This is a genomic window from Candidatus Poribacteria bacterium (assembly GCA_026702755.1).
Taxonomy (GTDB): Bacteria; Poribacteria; WGA-4E; order WGA-4E; family WGA-3G; genus WGA-3G.
The window spans coordinates 35,248-53,160 of sequence record JAPPBX010000124.1; the positions used below are offsets into that span (position 1 = coordinate 35,248).

Sequence of the window (17,913 nt, forward strand, 5' to 3'; positions counted from 1 at the left end):
GCGAAGCAATATCACCCCGCTGGGGCGAGGAAAGTGCGTGAAAAATCTCCTTGAACCTTCAAAACCTGTTAGTAGCAACTTGGGTTATACTAAAGAAACGAACGCTTGAACAAGGAGGAGAAAACCATGAGAACTTTCGGAACACAAGGGCCTGTCAATCCTCACGATAACTACATCGTCACGCGTTCTACGGAAACCGCTGATTTCATCGCACGCGTCAAAAGTGGAAAATACATCGTCATCTTCGCGCCCCGACAGACCGGAAAAACGACATTTTTTCAACGCGCGTTGGATACCCTTACAACCCAAGAACAACACTATTTTCCTATTCAACTTAATTTTGAAGAGGCTGAAGACGATACTGCCATCGATTTTTACAGAGGTCTCTACGAAGATATCCTTGAACAGATAGAGAATGTTTTTGAGCAACGCTGCGAGGTGCCTTCTGTGCAATTAGCAGACTTTTTGGAGAATAACAACGGCATTACCGATCACCGTTCCATGCGCAGGTTCTTTCGACAGTTTGCAAAACTTCTGTCGCGCGATACACGGAACCCAACACAACCACCGTCCCTGACCCAGCGGGTAGTGCTTCTCATTGATGAATTTGATGGCATTCCGCGTAATGTGCTTAAAGGGTTTCTTCACTCGCTGCGCCACATTTACGTTGCCGGTAAGCCGCGCAGCCCTCACAGCGTCGGCATCGTCGGCGTTAAGAATATCAGGCAACTCAACTATGATACCTCCGTTTCTCCATTCAATATCCAAGACGAGTTCGTCGTGCCAAACTTTACTCTCGAACAGGTCAGTGAACTCCTTGCCCAATACACGGATGAAGTCGGACAACCCTTCGCTCCAGAGGTCATCCAGATGCTCCACAAAGAAACTGCTGGACAACCTTTCCTTGTCAACCGCGCAGCACAAATTCTTACTGAAGAGCTAGACATTCCAAAAACTGAGATTATCACGAGGCATCACTTCACAGTAGCACATAAGAGCCTTCTTCTCGAAAAGAACACCAACATTGAGCACCTAACGACCAATATCCGAAAAAGTCGGCAGTTTGAAAGGCTCCTGATGAGAATCATGACTTATGAAGAAGGCATTCGCTTCAATCCGCACGACGACATTATCAGTGAGCTGACAACTTATGGAGTCATACAGAATGGTGCTGATGGAAGGTGTCAGATTGTCAACCCTATCTATCTACATCACATTATGCAAGCATTCACCCCCACAGTGAATGGATTGGAGCGGGACTATTTTGCAGAGAACACAACCGGCGAATTTCAAAATTACCTCACGCCGAAAGGACATCTTGAGATAGCACGGCTCCTGGATAACTTCCGGGATTTCATTACACGTGTAGGTTTCAAGATTCTCCAGGTACCCGAAACGCCGCGAGAGTATGTCGGCAGGCATCTCCTTCTTACCTATCTGGACTCGTTTGTCAAAGCAGTAGGCGGAGTCATGTCCTTTGAAGTACCAACAGGAGCAGGCAAAATGGATCTGTGTATCACGCATAACCAGCGGAAATATATTGTTGAAACAAAGATTTGGCGCGGAGATGTCCGCTACCAGATAGGTAAGCAGCAACTTGCAGTATATCTTAAATCAGAAGGTGTGACAGAAGGATATTATGTCGTGTTCGATCACCGCCAAAAACCAGAACCTCGTGTAGAAACGGAAACCATGGCTGGCGTGAGCATTCGGAGTTATATCATTCCTGTCATACAAACAGCCCCTTCAAATGCCAATTGATGCCCCACAGCACATCAGCACGCATATCATAGCAAATTTCCACCTCGGCCTGAGCTACAACCACGACAGGGTTGAAGAAGGCAGAGACTTCCTTTCCATCGCAAGCGCGCTGACCGTCCGCGGCGAGATTCAATAATTTTCGACCATGCTTTGCTGTGGTGAAGATTCCATCGAAAACGGATGTCAACGGCGGCGCAACCTCCACTTTTCAGGATTTTTCAGGCGTGCGTCTCCGATAAGGATCGGGTGCCCCTCCGGGGTCTGCCATTCTGAAAAATGTGCAAAACTTGTTAGTAGCAACTTGGGTGAGGTATAGGTTTTTATTCAAGCGTGTCCAATGGAGTTCGACAGACTCCGATTAAGTCTAAACCTGTGTAGAGTTGTACCTCGGTGACCTGAAAATCGGCAGTAGTGATGCCGTGCGTCAAGTCGTCATACGTGGCACTTATGAACGATTTTAATAACGTCCCCCCGACATCAAAACTCAGTCGTAAGAGTGGCTTGGGGAGCCAGTGCCGCATTTTTAGGATATCATAGTTGAAAATCTTTTGGATGCGCTGTGCCCGGAGCTCTTGAAATTGCTGTACTTTTGAACTCCCTTGGAGTGTATAAAGCGTCACATCTTTAAAATGCATTGAAAGAAGATTTCGGAACTCGCTGGCGTTGTATTCGCATTCGTGATAGGGCGATTGGAGACTTGTAGACTCCCGAAGTGGAGAATATCGATTCGGTGTTGAAATGAGAAGCACTGCTGCGGGGTGGACCAAGCGTTTGGCGACTTCCTCCAAGAAATACTCGGGAGTTCTTAGGTATTCAATGAGATGAAAACAGCAGACGACATCAAACGTATAAGGAAAATATTTGTGAAGTTGTGAGACATCTTGGATGTAGAAATCGAGATTGGGGAGATCGTATTTTTGCTTTGCTTGTTGTATGGTCTTTTTGTCTTTGTCAACGGCGACGACCTCTTTTGCGTGTTGTGCCAATAGGTGGGCACCGTATCCCTCGCCGCATCCGAGGTCCAATACGCGCTGCCCCTGTGTGAATTGTGTTGCGTATTCATAGACGGCGCGATACTGACAGTAAAATGGATGATTCTCTTTTTGTGTTGGATCTGTTCTTTCTGCCATGAGAAAAGGTCTCCTGATGTGTAAAACCTACAATTCTGCATCGGGACAAGTAGTCGATTGACACAGTAGGGGTTGTATTCGAGGGTGGCAGATTTCGGGGGTCGGACGACAGGGGGACTGTGCCGCAGCGGCGATATACCGTGCGAAACTTATTGTCGCCACGAATAAGAAAAGCTCGATGGGGACCCACCGCAAGAGGCGTGTTTTCATGTTAGGCACTCCTTTTTTTGGGGGCTGGCCCCTATAAATAACACACAACGGAAACCCGTTATTTGCTATAATAGAAACCAGCGTTGCTATACTATGACTATGGCAGTGCTACGCGTGGCAGGTGTTATCACCACCTGCTGCGCACCCCGAAAACGGGGGAGCTGCCCCTGACGCGATCCAGGCGATGTTAGCAGATGTGCTTCAGCATGAAATCAGCGTCACATAAAGTTTACTATAAAATGCAAAAATTGTCAAATTTTTTAAATAGGACTTACTATAACCGTTACCGCGCGGCTGACGAAACACCTTCCAAATCCTGCCCAATTTTACCACTTTTTCAGGGGTCCCTAATGAAGTTTGCGAAAGCAAATCAGTCCTGCAGTGAACCCCAACGCTTTTCTGAGTGCTTTCTTGAGATGTAACAGATGACGTGGATTCATTGATAACCGATAACTAAAGGCGTGTACAAAGTTTATGGCTCAAACCCGGCGCAGTTGGAATGCAGGTCGCATTTGGGGTTTTTGCTGGGGTGTTTCTTCGCGTACGCCGCAAAACAGTGCTTACCGGATCTGGGGCTACAAGGGTTATTGATGAATTACGCCACTACAAACGCGTTTGCTGTTCAATCGGACTTGCAAGGTTTCCTTTCCACAAGGGGACTTCGCGACAATTGAATGGCTCTGGCAGACGGACAGAAAAAAATTGATAAGAAAAGAAATTTATGATATAGTAGTTTTCCGTTCGCCTGCTACGCAGGTTTACTGAAAACTATAAAAAAAAGGAAAAAAATGAGAGGGAACAATACAGACACACCGCGCCCAGAATATCCGCGCCCAGACTTCCAACGCGGGACATCAGAAGGCATCGACTGGCTCTGCCTCAACGGGACATGGGAATTCGCATTCGACCCCGACGATATTGGTGAACAGAACCAATGGTTCGCAACTGTACCGACTGCCGACTCTCCGTGGACATCGCAAATACAGGTGCCTTACCCTTGGGAAAGCCTCGCAGCATGGGGCGAAGAAGAACAAGCAAGCAATGAAAATTACTTGAGCAAAAATGCTTATCTCAACCCCGAAGAGGTTACCTGTGGCGGCTTGGACCGCGAAGGCAATTACCGAGACGAACCGAGGCATACAATCGGCTGGTATCGTAGAATAGTCTCTATCCCCGAAAATTGGGGAGACAGACGCGTTATCTTGAAGTTCGGTGCCGTTGACTGGGAAACGACAGTCTGGGTAAACGGAAACCAAATCGGCACATACGAAAATGGGTACTTACCCTTTGAATTTGACATCACAGACGCTCTCACGTCAGGAGAACCTACAACCATCGTTGTGCGTGCAGAGGACGCACAGGACCACAGCGAACAACTCGCTGGTAAACAGATAGGTTGGTATGTCCGCACCAGTGGTATCTGGCAAACTGTCTACCTTGAACCGAGAAGTGCGACACACATTGCGCAGTGTCACATCACACCTGACATCGATAACGCCTCTGCTACGTTCACTGTCAAAATAGATGGAGACATAGAAAATACAGGGTTAACCCTATGTTGGAATTGCGGTGAACTCAGTGGCTCCACTCAGGTGTCCAACAATGAAACACAATTCACAGTGAGTATCCCTCCTGAACAACTCCGTCTGTGGGATGTAGACACGCCAAATCTCTACGACGTTAAACTTGAATTGGTAGCAGAAGATAGCATTATTGACAGGATCTTTACCTACTTTGGAATGCGGAAGGTTTCTATCGAAAAAGCCCCCGGCGGAGACTATCAATATATCTACCTTAACAACCGACCGGTCTATCTGCTCGGTGCGCTTAATCAGTCATTTAACCCTGAAAGCGTGTATACGTTTTTGACAGACGAAGCCATCCGCAGGGATGTTGAACGCGCAAAGGAATTCGGCTTCAATTTCCTCCGCCTCCATATTAAAGTAGATGAACCTCGCCTTTACTACTGGGCTGACAAATTAGGGTTGCTCTTCATGTGCGACATCCCGAACTTCGGCAACTACACCGAAAAAGCGAAAGCCCGATTTGAGGAAACACTTCGCGGGAACATTGATCGTGATTATAACCATCCGTCTATCATCTCCTGGTGCAATTTCAACGAAACTTGGGGACTTGGTGGTAGGGAATACAGTGAGATGCAGGAACGGCAAGAATGGGTGCGCGAGATGTATCACCTCGCGAAATCTCTCGATACTACCCGTCTCATTGAGGATAACTCACCCTGTCTGTATGACCATGTGGAAACGGACATTAATTCGTGGCATTTCTATATCAATGATTACGAACACGCGAAAGAACATATCGCGAACGTCGTAGAAGAGACATACCCTGGCTCAGCATTCAATTATGTCGGTGGTAATGTGCAAACCGATGCTCCCCTAATTAATAGTGAATACGGTGGTATTTCGGCAGGGGCAGGGGATAAGGATGTCTCATGGTGTTTCAAATACCTGACGAATGAACTCCGTCTTCACCCGAAAATCTGCGGTTACATCTACACCGAGTTGCAGGACATTGAGTGGGAACACAACGGTTTCATGAACTACGACCGGTCAATAAAATCATTTGGATACGATTATCTCGACATTAATACGTTAGACTTTATCGCGATTGATTATCCACCCGGTACAACGGTCGCCCCTGGAGATCGGATACAAGCTGATATCTATGCGAGCCACTTCTCACACAAAACTATTACAGGCGCGACACTTCACTGGCAATTGGATACGATGTCAGCGACTGGCGACATCACACGTGGACAGGTCTCTGGAAGCGTTGATATTCCATTTCCACAGTATCAAGTACAAAAGGTTCATAAACTTGGACTTACCATGCCTGACGTTCACCCCGCTGTTGGCACACTCCACGTCTGGGTAACAGATCACACCGGTACCGTTGCTGCCCGTAACTTCATCAATTTCGAGCATTTCGTTAAGGCAATACCGGCAATTGAATCGGATGATTCAGGAACCGTTCGCCTCAACTATACACCCGGAAACACGTCCGAATCCTCTTGGGATGAACCCACAACCAGCGAGCAACTCTTCTCTGCAGTAGAAAGTGGCTATGTTGAATATGAGATTTCCTTACCAGAAGAGCTCGGTGGGGCAGATGTTGCAGAGATGGAACTTATTTTTGAAGCATCCAGTTTTTATGGTGGGGCACGTCAAACGGAGCCGGAGAAATATCCATCCGATGTGACGATTTCAGTTAACGGCACTGAAATTGAAACGGTTCGCATTCCAGATTGTCCGGCGGATGCGCGCGGTGTGCTCTCTTATATCCATGAGCAACCCGGCATCTACGGCTATTTGTACAACGTGAAAGTTGATCCATCACTCGTTCTGAATGGCAAGGCAGATACATTAACAGTGCGGTATGAAGTGAAAGCGGATGCCGAAGCAAAAGGCGGTTTCGCACTTTATGGAGCACGCATGGGCAGATATCCGACTGGACCATATCTGCTTATTCATCGGAAATAGTTATCGGTTATCGGTTTTCAGTTTTCGGTTAAAAAGGAAAATTAAAAAAATGGCAAGTCCTGAATTTGTATTTACACGTCATCCTAACTTGGAAGTTTCTTGGCCCTTCGTACACGAACAGATGGTGAGTCGGTTAGAGGAACTCGGCGTAACGCTCGTTCTCAATACCAGCAGCCGAGATCCGATTCATGAACAGGTTGACTTAAGCGAAACCATCGGCATATCCCACTTCGGTGGAAATCTGACTGAAGCATGCATTGACAACGCCCCGAAACTTAAAGTGTTCGGAGCAATGACAGATAATTCTGGCCACGGTATCCCATACCAAGCCCTTCAGGCACGTGGTATCCCGGTCATTGAATCGACACGGGCATGGTCGCAATCTGTGGCTGAGTGTGCCTTCGGTCTTGCTTTGTCTTCGCTGCGTCGGACAGCACAGTGGCACCTGAGAATGGCAAACCGTGAAAAACTATGGGATTGGGAGAACCCAATATGGGGTGATAAACTCCCCGTTGCGCACCAATTCTGTGACGATCCAGACTTCGTCAACGGTGACCTTGGCACCAAACAAATAGGTGTTATCGGTCTCGGTCAGATTGGAGGGAAAATTGCAAAATGGTGCCGAGTTTTCGGGGCAACAGTGATGGGATTTGATCCTTACGTCCCAGACGAACTCCTTCAAGAATGGGACGTGCAACGTGCTGATATGGATACGCTCGCCGATAGTTCTGATATTGTCTTTGTAGCAGTTCCACCAACTCCTTCAGCGCGGCATCTGTTGAATAGAGAGCGTATCTACCACTTGCGGAAGGGCAGTTTGGTTGTCGTGATTACGCGCGCCCATGCGGTTGATATGGAAGCATTGCGCGAACGGATTGTCAAAGACGAACTCGCAGGCGCATTTGATGTTTACGATCACGAACCAGTACCCATCGACGATGAACTGCGGAATCGAGATAACGTTGTTCATACCCCACATATCGCGGGCAGAACGGAAGATTCCAACTTACGCGTGGCAGATATGACCGTGGATGATTTCGTGCGGGTGCTGAAGGGTGAAGCACCAATAGGTGCTTTAACACCAAAGGCAGTTGAAGTGAGAACTTCACCGAACCCAAGCCAACAATAGTAAATAGTCGTCAGTTAAGAGGGGACCCTACAACAATTGCCTCTCCTGGCGTACTTTAGAAAACGGTTGATTGTTATAGGAAAACCTCTTCACTGATAACTGATGACTGATGACTAAAAACTATAAAAACCTCATCCGTTCAGACATCGCAGACATGGCACCCTATACTCCCATCGTGCCGTTTGATGTGCTTAGCCAACGCCTCGGCATCCCAGTTGAGGACATCATTAAACTTGATGCGAATGAGAACCCCTACGGTCCCTCGCCTCGCATATACAGCGCGTTAGCGGATGAAACCTATTATCATATATATCCGGATCCAGACAGTACAGCACTTCGTGAGGCGTTGAGCCAGTACATAGGCATCGATTCAACGCATATAGTCGCTGGACAGGGCGCAGACGAACTGATCGATCTTGTAATTCGACTGTTCGTCACCCCCGGAGATGCTGTCATCAACTGCCCTCCAACATTCGGCATGTACCGTTTCGACACAGAACTTAATGGCGGAAAGATAATTGATGTCGAACGGAAAGCGGATTTTTCGTTAGACACTGAAGAAGCTACTAAAAGCATTACCAACAACGAAAACACAAAAATCCTCTTTATTACAAGTCCAAACAATCCTGACGGGAGTATCCTTAGCGATGCATGTCTTCGGCAATTGCTTCAATTGCCGCTAATTGTTGTATTAGATGAAGCATATATCGAATTTGCTGGGAATAGCCGCGTAGACTGGGTTTTAGAACACGAAAATTTAATCGTGCTTCGGACATTCAGCAAGTGGGCAGGACTCGCAGGATTGCGAGTAGGCTACGGAGTCTTCCCCCACTGGATAATCTCGCATCTGTTGAAGATTAAACAACCGTACAATGTAAACGTTGCAGGGGGGGTTGCTGCGTTGGCTTCGTTATCGGATGTAGGTCAACTGCGGGAAAACGTACGGAAAATTGTGGCAGAACGTGAAAGACTCTACTCCGCCCTGCGAGATTTCGATTTTTTGGAGCCTTATCCGAGTGAGGCGAATTTCATTCTGTCAAGGGTTGTTGGAAGGGACGCGGCGGGGCTGAAAACTGCGTTGTCTGAGCGGGGCATTTTTATCCGATACTTTAATACATCACGCTTACGAGATCACGTCCGGATTAGTGTCGGTAAACCGGCGCATACATCGGCTCTCCTAAATGCCCTTGCAACGCTGGAATAGTTCTTGGAAGGATATCGCTGTTTTTGGGTTGTCAGCGAGCAGACCGTTGCTAACTAACAACTAAGGGGTGAGAATTAGGTGTTGTAGGGTTCCAAGACTTCTTCTATAGAGCGGGTATTTGGAAACCATCCGACGATTTTTTGCAATACCTCGTCAAGCAACACATCGGGGCAAGAAGCACCGGCAGTCAGCACGATGTCGGTGGGGATATTTCGCGCCGAACCAGTTTCCTCAAAAAGCCAATTCTCCGTAGTCTTCACCTGTTTTGTCTCCAATTCGAGATGGCGAATCCGTTTAGCACTGAGCAGCTCGTCTGCATCTCGAATAAAATAGGTAGGAAGATGTTGCTGACAGAGTTCCACAAGATGGCTGGTATTGGATGAATTATAACCACCGACGACGACTGCGACATCGCCACCGTCGGCAATGAGCGCAAGAGTTGCATCTTGATTTTCCTTGGTGGCATAACAGAGGGTATCTTTTGTATCGGCGAAATGTGTTGACATCTCAGTCTCTCCGTAAGCGTTCCTGATTGCCTCTCGCAGTAAATCAGCGATCGCCTCCGTTTCAGTAGCAAGCATCGTTGTTTGGTTGACAACACCGATGCGTCTGAGATGAATAGTAGGATCAAAGCCGTGAGAGAAACGGTCGGCAAACCTTTCAAAGAAGAACGTGGCATCCTCCACCCCAGATATCACCTTTGCTAGATCCTGTGCTTCTTTGAGGTCGCGAACAACTACAACAGGTGCACCCGCTTGTGCATGGGAAAAAGTTGCCCGCGTTTCTTCATGGTAACGTTTTCCGTGGATAACGACGGTGTAATCCTGTCTACCAATTTCCTCACTTCGCCGCCAAACTTTCTCAACGAAGGGGCATGTTGTGTTATAAGCAGTGAGCGTAACACCGCGCGCCTTAAGTGCTTGTTCCACTTCAAGTGTAGTACCGAAGGCAGGAACAATGACGACATCCTCAGGCATTAAAATATCAAAAGGGAGGAGTTGTGTGCCAGCGGTATCCATTAGGAATTGGACACCGCGCTGTCTTAAGTTTTCGTTGACACGTGGATTGTGAATAATTTCAGATAACAGGAAGATACGTTTATCCGGGTTTTCTGCCAATGCTTGATAGGCGATTTCAATGGCGTTTTCAACACCATAGCAGAAACCGAAATGGCGGGCGATTTTAAATCGAACGGGACCGAAGTTTAACAGTGTAGGCGAAAGATCTCGCTTTCGCGCATCAGTTTCTCGACGCGCGTGTTTAACTACAGAAATCACCGGACTATGGTAGAAGTGAGGTAGTTTAAAAGTTCGGGGCATTCGCGTTTTGCGTCCTTGGATAAGGTAAGGGAATGAACTTTTCCTCGTTGTAAATTAGGTTCCTTCCAGAGATTAAAATCTGTAGATTGGCGTTTAACAAGGCTCTTTAGGCACTCAGAACTTTTCGTCCTTTCGCACGGCGGCGGGCAATAGTTTGTCTTCCATGCCGCGTAGACATCCGTTTACGGAAGCCTAACTTATTTTTTCTTTTCCGACGATGTGGTTGATATGTGCGCTTCATTAACATCACCTCTTTTCTGTCTCGGCTCTGTTTTAATACCTAAAATTGAATTTGCATTCCGCATTGGCGGTTGTATTTTTCGCTTTAAAATAATACGCTATTTTTGGACGTTTGTCAAATTTTTCGCTACTTTTCCCTTGATCAAATCTCAATTTTAGTCCAAAATTTTGTCTATGGAACTTAAGATATGAATTCGGAAATTTAAAATTTTTTACAAAAAATGTTGACATCCCTGCAATAAAATGATATGATATTTTTACGTAAGTTCGATTTAAGAGTTGGTTGGGTTAGACAGAAAAAAATTATAATATTGAATTTATACATTATAGACAGATCACTATTTTTTACTCATATTATTACTACTATATTTCGGACAATTTTTCATAGGTTTTCGTATGATAGATTTCTATACAGATACCACCCCTACGGGGCTGCAGCTCTTGGAAACCGATGAGATGCTTTTTTACGAGTGATACTCGCGTGAAAACTCATAGAAAAATATCAAAAGGTTTGAACATTACGCGTCAAACAAACTTACGGTAAAGTTCACACTTATTTGGCGATTACAGGAAGGCGAGGATATTAGAAACAACACCCCAGCAAAACTTCCTCGCCAGCGGTCATAAGCGTTGCTTTCCTGAAAACCTGTCTACATGTTTCGATCCTTACTATAAATTGTCCAAACTTTAGTATTATTATTAAACGCGAAATTTAGGAATATGCTCATGCGGCACACCCCCAACGAAGTCTGGCTGGAAATATTAGAGAGGCTCAGTGACACAGCACAACAGGATGTTTACCTTCACCAAGCCGTCCCCCTTTCAATTACAGCGGAGGCATTGAACATAGCCGTCCCTTCTGCTTACACGCGTGCGCGAATTGAAGAACGATTTCGTACCGATATCCAACGGGTGTTAGCGACACTTATCGGTGCACAGTGTGCCCTAATTCTCACTGTAGATGAATCCACGTCCGAGGACAGCACCGATCTTGAAGAAACTCAGCCCGAGGGAAGTTTTAACCAATTACACGATTCAGAAAAGACTTCAGATAGAGGTGAACCCGCGTCATTGACACAAAGTGAGACGGGGTTGAATCCTAACTATCGATTTGATAGATTTATTGTCGGTTCAAGCAATATGATTTGTCACGCCACAGCCTTGGCGGTTTCTGAAAATCCTGGACGCGACTACAATCCGCTCTTTATCTATGGTGGTGTTGGATTGGGAAAAACCCATCTGTTACATGCAATTGGCAATCGGCTTTTAGCGAACCAACCTGATAAGAAGGTCCTCTACGTCACATCAGAAACCTTCATGAATGAATATGTTGAGTCCATTGTCAATCGAGGATCGGCGCAAGGATTCCGGACAAAATACCGAACAGCAGATATGCTCTTGATTGATGACATACAGTTCTTACAACGTAAGGAGGGAACACAAGAGGAATTCTTCAATACATTTAATGCCCTCCACATGAACTCAAATCAAATAGTCATGAGCAGTGACCGGACACCAGATAACCTCGAAAATCTCGAAGAACGCCTCCAATCCCGGTTCCAGTCAGGTATGGTAGCCGAAATTAACATGCCGCAATACGAAATACGGATCGCTATCCTGCGCCAAAAATGCCGAGATCAAGGATGGGGGAGTGTCCCCGATGAAGTACTCAGTTACATCGCTGAGGTTGTCACAACCAACATCCGAGAATTAGAAGGTACTCTTTTGCGCCTAATCGCTCAAGCTACGATACTCAAAGAAGATTTGACCTTAGAATTCGCACGGCAAGTACTGAACGATGTCGGTACCCCTTCACCGATTCGACTCCGAAAAACTGCTACATCCAAAGGAATACAGACAGCAGTCGCCGATCACTTTGGAATTGAAATAGAGGACCTCGTGTCTCAGAAACGGACAAGGGAATTGGCGAGAGCGCGTCAGATCGCTATGTACATGTGTAGAGAACTCACACAGATGTCATATTCAAATATTGCCCAAGCTTTTAATAGGGAAGATCATACCACTATCCTCTATGCCTGCAGACAAATAGAAAAAATGATTGCGGAAAATGACGAAGAGCAAGAAATGATTACTCTATTACTCAATCAATTCCGCTAACGAAATCCGCTGGTGTTGGCATCCGAAGTTGCCACTTTTCAGTTTTACGGTGCTTTTTAAACCTGTGGATAACCTGTGGATAACCTGTGGATAACTTTGTAATTCTTTGTGGATAGATTGTGGATAACTTGTGGATAGATTACAGGGTTTCTGCGTTTGTGGATAACCTGTGGATAAGTCAAAAAGTTATCCACAGGTTATCCACAGGGTACTTGTCAATGGTGACAAGGGTTTAAGCGAGTTATCCACTTATCCACAGCCCCTACTACTACTACTAAATTTAATACTATAATATATATATAGAAATTAGTACAAATATTAGGGGTGTGGACAAGTATCAAAAATCATCGAAAAATTATCAAATAGTACACAATGGCGAAGGAAAATTTTTACGTTTACAAACAGATGTTATTAAGCCATATCGTTCTACGCAATTTCCGTAACTATATTGATTGCGAAGTTAACTTTCCTAAGCCTGTCAATTTAATTATTGGTGGGAACGCGCAGGGCAAAACAAGTTTGCTTGAAGCAATCTATTTCCTTTGTACCGCTGAATCACATCGTGCGACTCGCGATGGTGAACTGATTCGGCATAATGAAACGGGATTCTATTTGAAGGGAACGTTAGAAAATAGTAGTGACGATGTGATGTCTCTTGAAGCAACAAAGCGCGCACGAGGTGAGTTTAAATTGAAAAAGAACGGTGTGCTTCAAACAAAGCGTTCCGAATGGATCGGTCAGTTTAATGCTGTACTCTTCTCGCCGGAATCGCTCATATTGGTGAAAGGGGGACCGTCAGAACGGCGAAGGTTTTTAGATCTGCTTATCTCACAGATTGACAACAACTACCTAAAAAACTTACAGCAGTACAGACTTGTTCTCAAGCAGCGAAATGAACTATTGAAGCAAATTCGCATGGCGTTAGCGAATACAGTTCAATTAGATGTTTGGGACAAACTTTTAATTGCACACGGTACCGCAATTATTGTAAAGAGATCAGAAATTTTTCACCAATTGAAAGCCTACGCCACGCGAAATCACCAGAGACTCACAGGAGATCAAGAAAACCTCTTATTGACGTATCGTTCTGCACTGGTGCGGAACGATACGTCAGTAAGAGATGTAGAGGATGAGACTACGGAAAATTTGATAAACGAAGCGGAGGATGAATTAGAGGTCGGCTCCGTTGAGTCCGAGAGCGAAATCAAGGTAGCAAAGCACTTCGGTGAGGCACTGAGTGCCTCGCGGCGTGCAGATTTACAGAGAGGAACGACTCTTGTCGGACCGCACCGCGACGATTTTTTAATCGAATTGGAGAATACATTTGCAACGCACGACCTCAATTCTCAAGGCGAGAATTCTGCTAAGGTTTTAGAACTTCCAGAGATTGAGACAGAAGACCAAAAAGACACAGCGTCTGAGCCACCCCTTCCTACGCTACCAGAAGCAGCGACACTCCAAACAAGTGAAATATTCCGGGAGGGAGCACGGGCTTATGGGTCACAGGGTCAACAGCGGACGATTGCATTAGCACTTAAATTAGCAGAGTTAGAGTTAATACGCGCTATAACAGGTCGGGATCCAATAGTACTTCTGGATGATGTCACTTCAGAACTGGATTATAAACGGACCGGGTACCTGTTAAAGGTCCTACAGAATCTGAGCGCGCAAACTTTCATCACCGCGACACATACCGAGCCTCTCGTCCACCACCTCAATCAACCGAACGTCCTAACAGTAGAGAATGCCCAGATAAGCTGCATCTCCGAAACCAGTGAGAAATCCTAAGCGTAACAGTTCTACTCAAGAATCCTTAAAGAAATTAAAAAATGTCCAAAACCCAAGACTTACAGCAAATCCTTAAGGAACTCAATCAAAGGCTTCAGCTTGAGCCTAAGATGCTTGAACAAAAAGTGTTTACTCTCTGGCGAGAGTATCTTGGGACACCACTCGGTACAAAAACAGTCCCAGTATCGTTGTCAGACGGGACATTGAAGATTTACACAGAATATCCTCCATATAGAACAGAACTCCTATTTTACAAACAGAAGATTTTGGACGACCTGAACGCGGAATTAGGACAATTGATCATCACAGAACTTCGAATAGAACTACATCAAGTCCACGCCGCTCACGAGGAAAAAAGTGTCCCTTCAAGGAAAAAAAAGTCAAAGGCAAACTCAAGGAATTCCAAGACCATAAACCATCAGGTAAAATCCGAAAAGCTAGAGAGAATAGAGCAATCACTCGCCACTTTAACAGACACAGAAGTAAAAAAATCTTTGCGACGCCTGTTCACCACACAAAGCGAGGATGAGCCTTGACAAAATAGTTGAAACATGTTATCCTATTTAAGACGTTAAGGTACGTATAGCGAAACGATACGCGTCCTATTCCATTCATTGAAAACCACTCACCTATCTAAAGGAGGCACATAAGGAATCGCCTGACAATCCAGCGCGTAATTCGTCATTATAGCAAGAACAAATCATATTGGTTAGTGGCGGCACCAACTCGGTAAAAAATAATCGCTCCCGCTGGAACGATTATTGTAAAGCACACAGCCAAAAAACAAGGCGAGGGATTACAATCAAAAATGTCAAAAGAAATCCAAACATATACAGCAAGTGATATACAAATCCTTGAAGGGCTTGAGGCTGTTAGAAAACGTCCAAGCATGTACATCGGTAGCACAGGTCCTGCTGGATTACACCACCTCGTTACAGAATTAGTGGACAACTGCATAGATGAAATCGGTGCGGGTTACGGTACACAAGTTGAAGTTAAGCTTCATCGCGATGGCAGTGTGACCGTTAGCGACGACGGGCGTGGTATTCCTGTTGACACACACGCAACGGGGGTTTCCGCCCTTGAGGTCGTTATGACCACATTACACGCTGGCGGCAAATTCGATGGTCGCGAGCAAGTCGGTTACCAAACTGCCGGTGGGTTACACGGTGTCGGTGCTTCCTGCGTCAACGCTCTTTCCGAATGGTTGCATGTCCAAGTCAAGCAAAACGGCTCGATTTACGAACAACGCTACGAGCGCGGCATTCCACAAACATCTGTAGAGAAAATTGGAACCAGCAAAAAAACCGGTACTCAGACTACATTCATGCCGGATTCCGAAATATTTGACACCCTCGACTTCTCACACGATACGCTCCGCGACCGGCTCAGAGAACTCGCCTTCCTGAACAAAGGTGTCCTTATCAAATTTCAGGATGAACGCGATGAGGAAAATTCGGAACCAATTAGTTTTCAATATGATGGCGGTCTTGCTTCCTTTGTTACTTATTATAACGAAAATAAAGAGGTACTCCATCCGCAACCTATCTACATAGAAGGTGTTCATTCAGAAGTTTCGATAGAGATCGCATTTCAGTTCAACACCACTTACACCGAAAACATTAGTTCCTATGCTAACAATATCCGTACGGCTGAAGGCGGCTTCCACGAAAGCGGTTTTAAGAGTGCTCTCACGAGAGCCTTCAAAACCTACGCTACTGCCAACGATCTCTTGCGGAGTGCAAAAATAGACCTTACTGGCGAAGATATCCGTGAAGGAATGACTGCAGTCATCAGCGTCAAAGTTCCGGATCCACAATTTGAGGGACAAACGAAGTCCAAACTTGGGAACACGGAGGTTGAGGGTATCGTCCAGAGTTTCGTCGGTGCCCAACTTAAAACGCTTCTGGAAGAAAATCCTTCTGTCTCCAAACGCATTATTCAAAAATCGATTGATGCTGCGCGAGCACGTGAGGCCGCCCGCAGTGCCCGAGAAGTGGTTCGCCGCAAAGGTGTCCTTGACTCCGCTTCAATGCCAGGAAAACTCGCCGACTGCTCTGAACGCGACTCATCCCGAACAGAGCTTTTTCTTGTGGAAGGAGATTCCGCCGGTGGTACCGCCAAACAGGGACGGGATCGGCAGAATCAAGCTGTCCTTCCTCTTAAAGGTAAAGGCATTAACGTAGATAAAGCGAGGCTTGACAAAATACTCAAAAACGCTCAAGTCATTGACATCATCACGGCATTGGGAACAGGCATTGGTGCCGAGGAATTCAACCTCGAAAAACTCCGCTACGCGAAAATTATCATCATGGCAGATGCAGATGTTGATGGTGCACACATCCGAACGCTTCTTCTAACTTTCTTCTTTCGTCAGATGCCTGACCTCATTGCCGGTGGACATCTTTATATTGCCCAACCGCCGCTCTATCAAGTCAAAAAGGGGAGAAATTCACAATATCTACAAGACGATGAGGAAATGGAGGACTACCTCCTTACCTTAGCACTTGATACCGTCCAGATAACAAATGCTCGAAGGGATACCCCGTATACAGTTTCAGAGTATCGGACGATCGCCAGTTCTGTTCGCAAAATTCGCAACCTCCTCGACCAAATCAATCGAAGTGGCATACCACTCTCAAACTTGGCGGGCGAGACCACAAACTCAACAGACGCGTCCGATAAGGTAGATAAATTGCTTGCTACGCTTGAGATGCCTTCTCAGGAGATTGTCCCCTTAACTACAACATCCGAGGAGACATCTGAGGAATCAACGTCCACTACCAGCATGCAACCTACACTTTTCGGTGATGCTGGACGCAGTGCAGTCGACGAAAGGACCGGTAGACAGAATATTGGGGACTCTACTCCACGGACACGGACCTGGCATCACGAATTACGTCGGGAACTTGAGAAACTTGCTGAGTTCGACATTCAAGACACAGACTTCCTATCGCCGGAAGATGCGGATGCCTCAGATACATTGAAAAGTGAAAAATTGTTTAGCGTTCAGTCCGAAAGCGGAGAGATGTATCATGCGGAAGACATCTCTTCACTCGTGAAATACCTTTTTGAAATTGAACACCGAGGTCTTACTATTACCCGATACAAAGGCTTAGCTGAAATGAACGCCGAACAATTACGCGACACCACTATGCGTCCAGATGAACGCATCCTCCTTAGAGTGACGCTTGAAGACGCTGTCGAAGCCGACCGCATCTTTACACTTCTCATGGGAGATACCGTCGAGCCCCGACGCGAATTCATAGAGCGTTACGGGACTCAGGTAAATCTCGACTTGTACGGTGCTTAGTTTTTTATTCTTGTCCCGGCAGCCACCCATTTTAGGGATCGACAAACTATCTATACTTTTAAGTATCCCGATCAGAAGGTTGTTCTTACAGTTGTTTGAACAACGGCTTCTGTAGATTATCCATATAGAAAGGAATAATTAAATGAGGGTGTTTCATAAATAATAGTTGCCAAAAGTCAGGATACTGGGTATCCTTCA

General features: G+C 45.9%; 13 protein-coding genes. 9 read left to right on the forward strand and 4 right to left on the reverse strand.

All coding sequences use genetic code 11. The features are described 5' to 3' along the window. Nucleotides 1-126: 126 nt before the first annotated feature. Both OXH39_24570 and OXH39_24575 read left to right on the forward strand, forming a co-directional pair. Nucleotides 127-1,761, forward strand: coding sequence for an AAA-like domain-containing protein (locus OXH39_24570; GenBank protein MCY3553641.1), 1,635 nt, complete (start codon nucleotides 127-129; stop codon nucleotides 1,759-1,761). After that, nucleotides 1,751-1,897: a hypothetical protein gene (locus OXH39_24575; GenBank protein MCY3553642.1), complete on the forward strand. Its 147-nt coding sequence runs from the start codon at nucleotides 1,751-1,753 to the stop codon at nucleotides 1,895-1,897. The genes OXH39_24570 and OXH39_24575 overlap by 11 nt, the downstream gene beginning before the upstream one ends. A 184-nt stretch (nucleotides 1,898-2,081) precedes the next feature. Here the strand turns inward: OXH39_24575 and OXH39_24580 are convergent, their stop codons facing one another. Together OXH39_24580 and OXH39_24585 are read right to left on the reverse strand one after the other, a co-directional pair. Further along, complete coding sequence (locus tag OXH39_24580; GenBank protein ID MCY3553643.1) at nucleotides 2,082-2,891, reverse strand: class I SAM-dependent methyltransferase; 810 nt, start codon at nucleotides 2,889-2,891, stop codon at nucleotides 2,082-2,084. A gap of 27 nt (nucleotides 2,892-2,918) precedes the next feature. Further along, entirely contained in the window at nucleotides 2,919-3,101 is a 183-nt protein-coding gene (locus OXH39_24585; protein MCY3553644.1) for a hypothetical protein, read from the reverse strand. A 788-nt stretch (nucleotides 3,102-3,889) separates the two neighbouring features. Here OXH39_24585 and OXH39_24590 point away from each other — a divergent pair. The 3 genes from OXH39_24590 (at nucleotide 3,890) to hisC (ending at nucleotide 8,937) form a co-directional block, all read left to right on the forward strand. Continuing rightward, entirely contained in the window at nucleotides 3,890-6,604 is a 2,715-nt protein-coding gene (locus OXH39_24590) for a glycoside hydrolase family 2 (protein MCY3553645.1), read from the forward strand. Nucleotides 6,605-6,653: 49 nt separating this feature from the next. Continuing rightward, nucleotides 6,654-7,733 carry an NAD(P)-binding domain-containing protein gene (locus OXH39_24595; protein ID MCY3553646.1) on the forward strand — a complete coding sequence of 360 codons (1,080 nt, stop codon included), beginning with the start codon at nucleotides 6,654-6,656 and terminating at the stop codon, nucleotides 7,731-7,733. A gap of 109 nt (nucleotides 7,734-7,842) precedes the next feature. Continuing rightward, complete coding sequence (gene hisC, locus OXH39_24600) at nucleotides 7,843-8,937, forward strand: histidinol-phosphate transaminase (GenBank protein MCY3553647.1); 1,095 nt, start codon at nucleotides 7,843-7,845, stop codon at nucleotides 8,935-8,937. A gap of 74 nt (nucleotides 8,938-9,011) precedes the next feature. Here the strand turns inward: hisC and OXH39_24605 are convergent, their stop codons facing one another. Both OXH39_24605 and rpmH read right to left on the reverse strand, forming a co-directional pair. Next, nucleotides 9,012-10,277: a 4-hydroxy-3-methylbut-2-enyl diphosphate reductase gene (locus OXH39_24605; protein ID MCY3553648.1), complete on the reverse strand. Its 1,266-nt coding sequence runs from the start codon at nucleotides 10,275-10,277 to the stop codon at nucleotides 9,012-9,014. 85 nt (nucleotides 10,278-10,362) lie between these two features. Further along, nucleotides 10,363-10,497 (reverse strand): 50S ribosomal protein L34, encoded by a 135-nt coding sequence (gene rpmH, locus OXH39_24610; GenBank protein MCY3553649.1) that lies wholly within the window; start codon nucleotides 10,495-10,497, stop codon nucleotides 10,363-10,365. Between the two features lie 725 nt (nucleotides 10,498-11,222). On the opposite strand from rpmH, the gene dnaA reads away from it, so the two are divergent. The 4 genes from dnaA (at nucleotide 11,223) to gyrB (ending at nucleotide 17,715) form a co-directional block, all read left to right on the forward strand. Further along, nucleotides 11,223-12,614, forward strand: a complete 1,392-nt coding sequence (gene dnaA, locus OXH39_24615; GenBank protein ID MCY3553650.1) for a chromosomal replication initiator protein DnaA — start codon at nucleotides 11,223-11,225, stop codon at nucleotides 12,612-12,614. Between the two features lie 372 nt (nucleotides 12,615-12,986). Then, nucleotides 12,987-14,402, forward strand: coding sequence for a DNA replication/repair protein RecF (locus tag OXH39_24620; GenBank protein ID MCY3553651.1), 1,416 nt, complete (start codon nucleotides 12,987-12,989; stop codon nucleotides 14,400-14,402). Between the two features lie 41 nt (nucleotides 14,403-14,443). Beyond that, complete coding sequence (locus tag OXH39_24625) at nucleotides 14,444-14,938, forward strand: DUF721 domain-containing protein (protein MCY3553652.1); 495 nt, start codon at nucleotides 14,444-14,446, stop codon at nucleotides 14,936-14,938. A gap of 272 nt (nucleotides 14,939-15,210) precedes the next feature. Further along, on the forward strand, nucleotides 15,211-17,715 hold the full coding sequence (gene gyrB / locus OXH39_24630) for a DNA topoisomerase (ATP-hydrolyzing) subunit B (protein ID MCY3553653.1): 2,505 nt from the start codon (nucleotides 15,211-15,213) through the stop codon (nucleotides 17,713-17,715). The last annotated feature ends 198 nt before the right edge of the window (nucleotides 17,716-17,913 follow it).

What these genes read in the sequence shown, in the direction of transcription:
- OXH39_24570 (MCY3553641.1), top strand. Translation starts at nt 127, where the DNA reads ATGAGAACTTTCGGAACACAAGGGCCTGTCAATCCTCACGATAACTAC.
- OXH39_24575 (MCY3553642.1), top strand. Translation starts at nt 1,751, where the DNA reads ATGCCAATTGATGCCCCACAGCACATCAGCACGCATATCATAGCAAAT.
- OXH39_24580 (MCY3553643.1), bottom strand. Translation starts at nt 2,891, where the DNA reads ATGGCAGAAAGAACAGATCCAACACAAAAAGAGAATCATCCATTTTAC.
- OXH39_24585 (MCY3553644.1), bottom strand. Translation starts at nt 3,101, where the DNA reads ATGAAAACACGCCTCTTGCGGTGGGTCCCCATCGAGCTTTTCTTATTC.
- OXH39_24590 (MCY3553645.1), top strand. Translation starts at nt 3,890, where the DNA reads ATGAGAGGGAACAATACAGACACACCGCGCCCAGAATATCCGCGCCCA.
- OXH39_24595 (MCY3553646.1), top strand. Translation starts at nt 6,654, where the DNA reads ATGGCAAGTCCTGAATTTGTATTTACACGTCATCCTAACTTGGAAGTT.
- hisC (MCY3553647.1), top strand. Translation starts at nt 7,843, where the DNA reads ATGACTAAAAACTATAAAAACCTCATCCGTTCAGACATCGCAGACATG.
- rpmH (MCY3553649.1), bottom strand. Translation starts at nt 10,497, where the DNA reads ATGAAGCGCACATATCAACCACATCGTCGGAAAAGAAAAAATAAGTTA.
- dnaA (MCY3553650.1), top strand. Translation starts at nt 11,223, where the DNA reads ATGCGGCACACCCCCAACGAAGTCTGGCTGGAAATATTAGAGAGGCTC.
- OXH39_24620 (MCY3553651.1), top strand. Translation starts at nt 12,987, where the DNA reads ATGGCGAAGGAAAATTTTTACGTTTACAAACAGATGTTATTAAGCCAT.
- OXH39_24625 (MCY3553652.1), top strand. Translation starts at nt 14,444, where the DNA reads ATGTCCAAAACCCAAGACTTACAGCAAATCCTTAAGGAACTCAATCAA.
- gyrB (MCY3553653.1), top strand. Translation starts at nt 15,211, where the DNA reads ATGTCAAAAGAAATCCAAACATATACAGCAAGTGATATACAAATCCTT.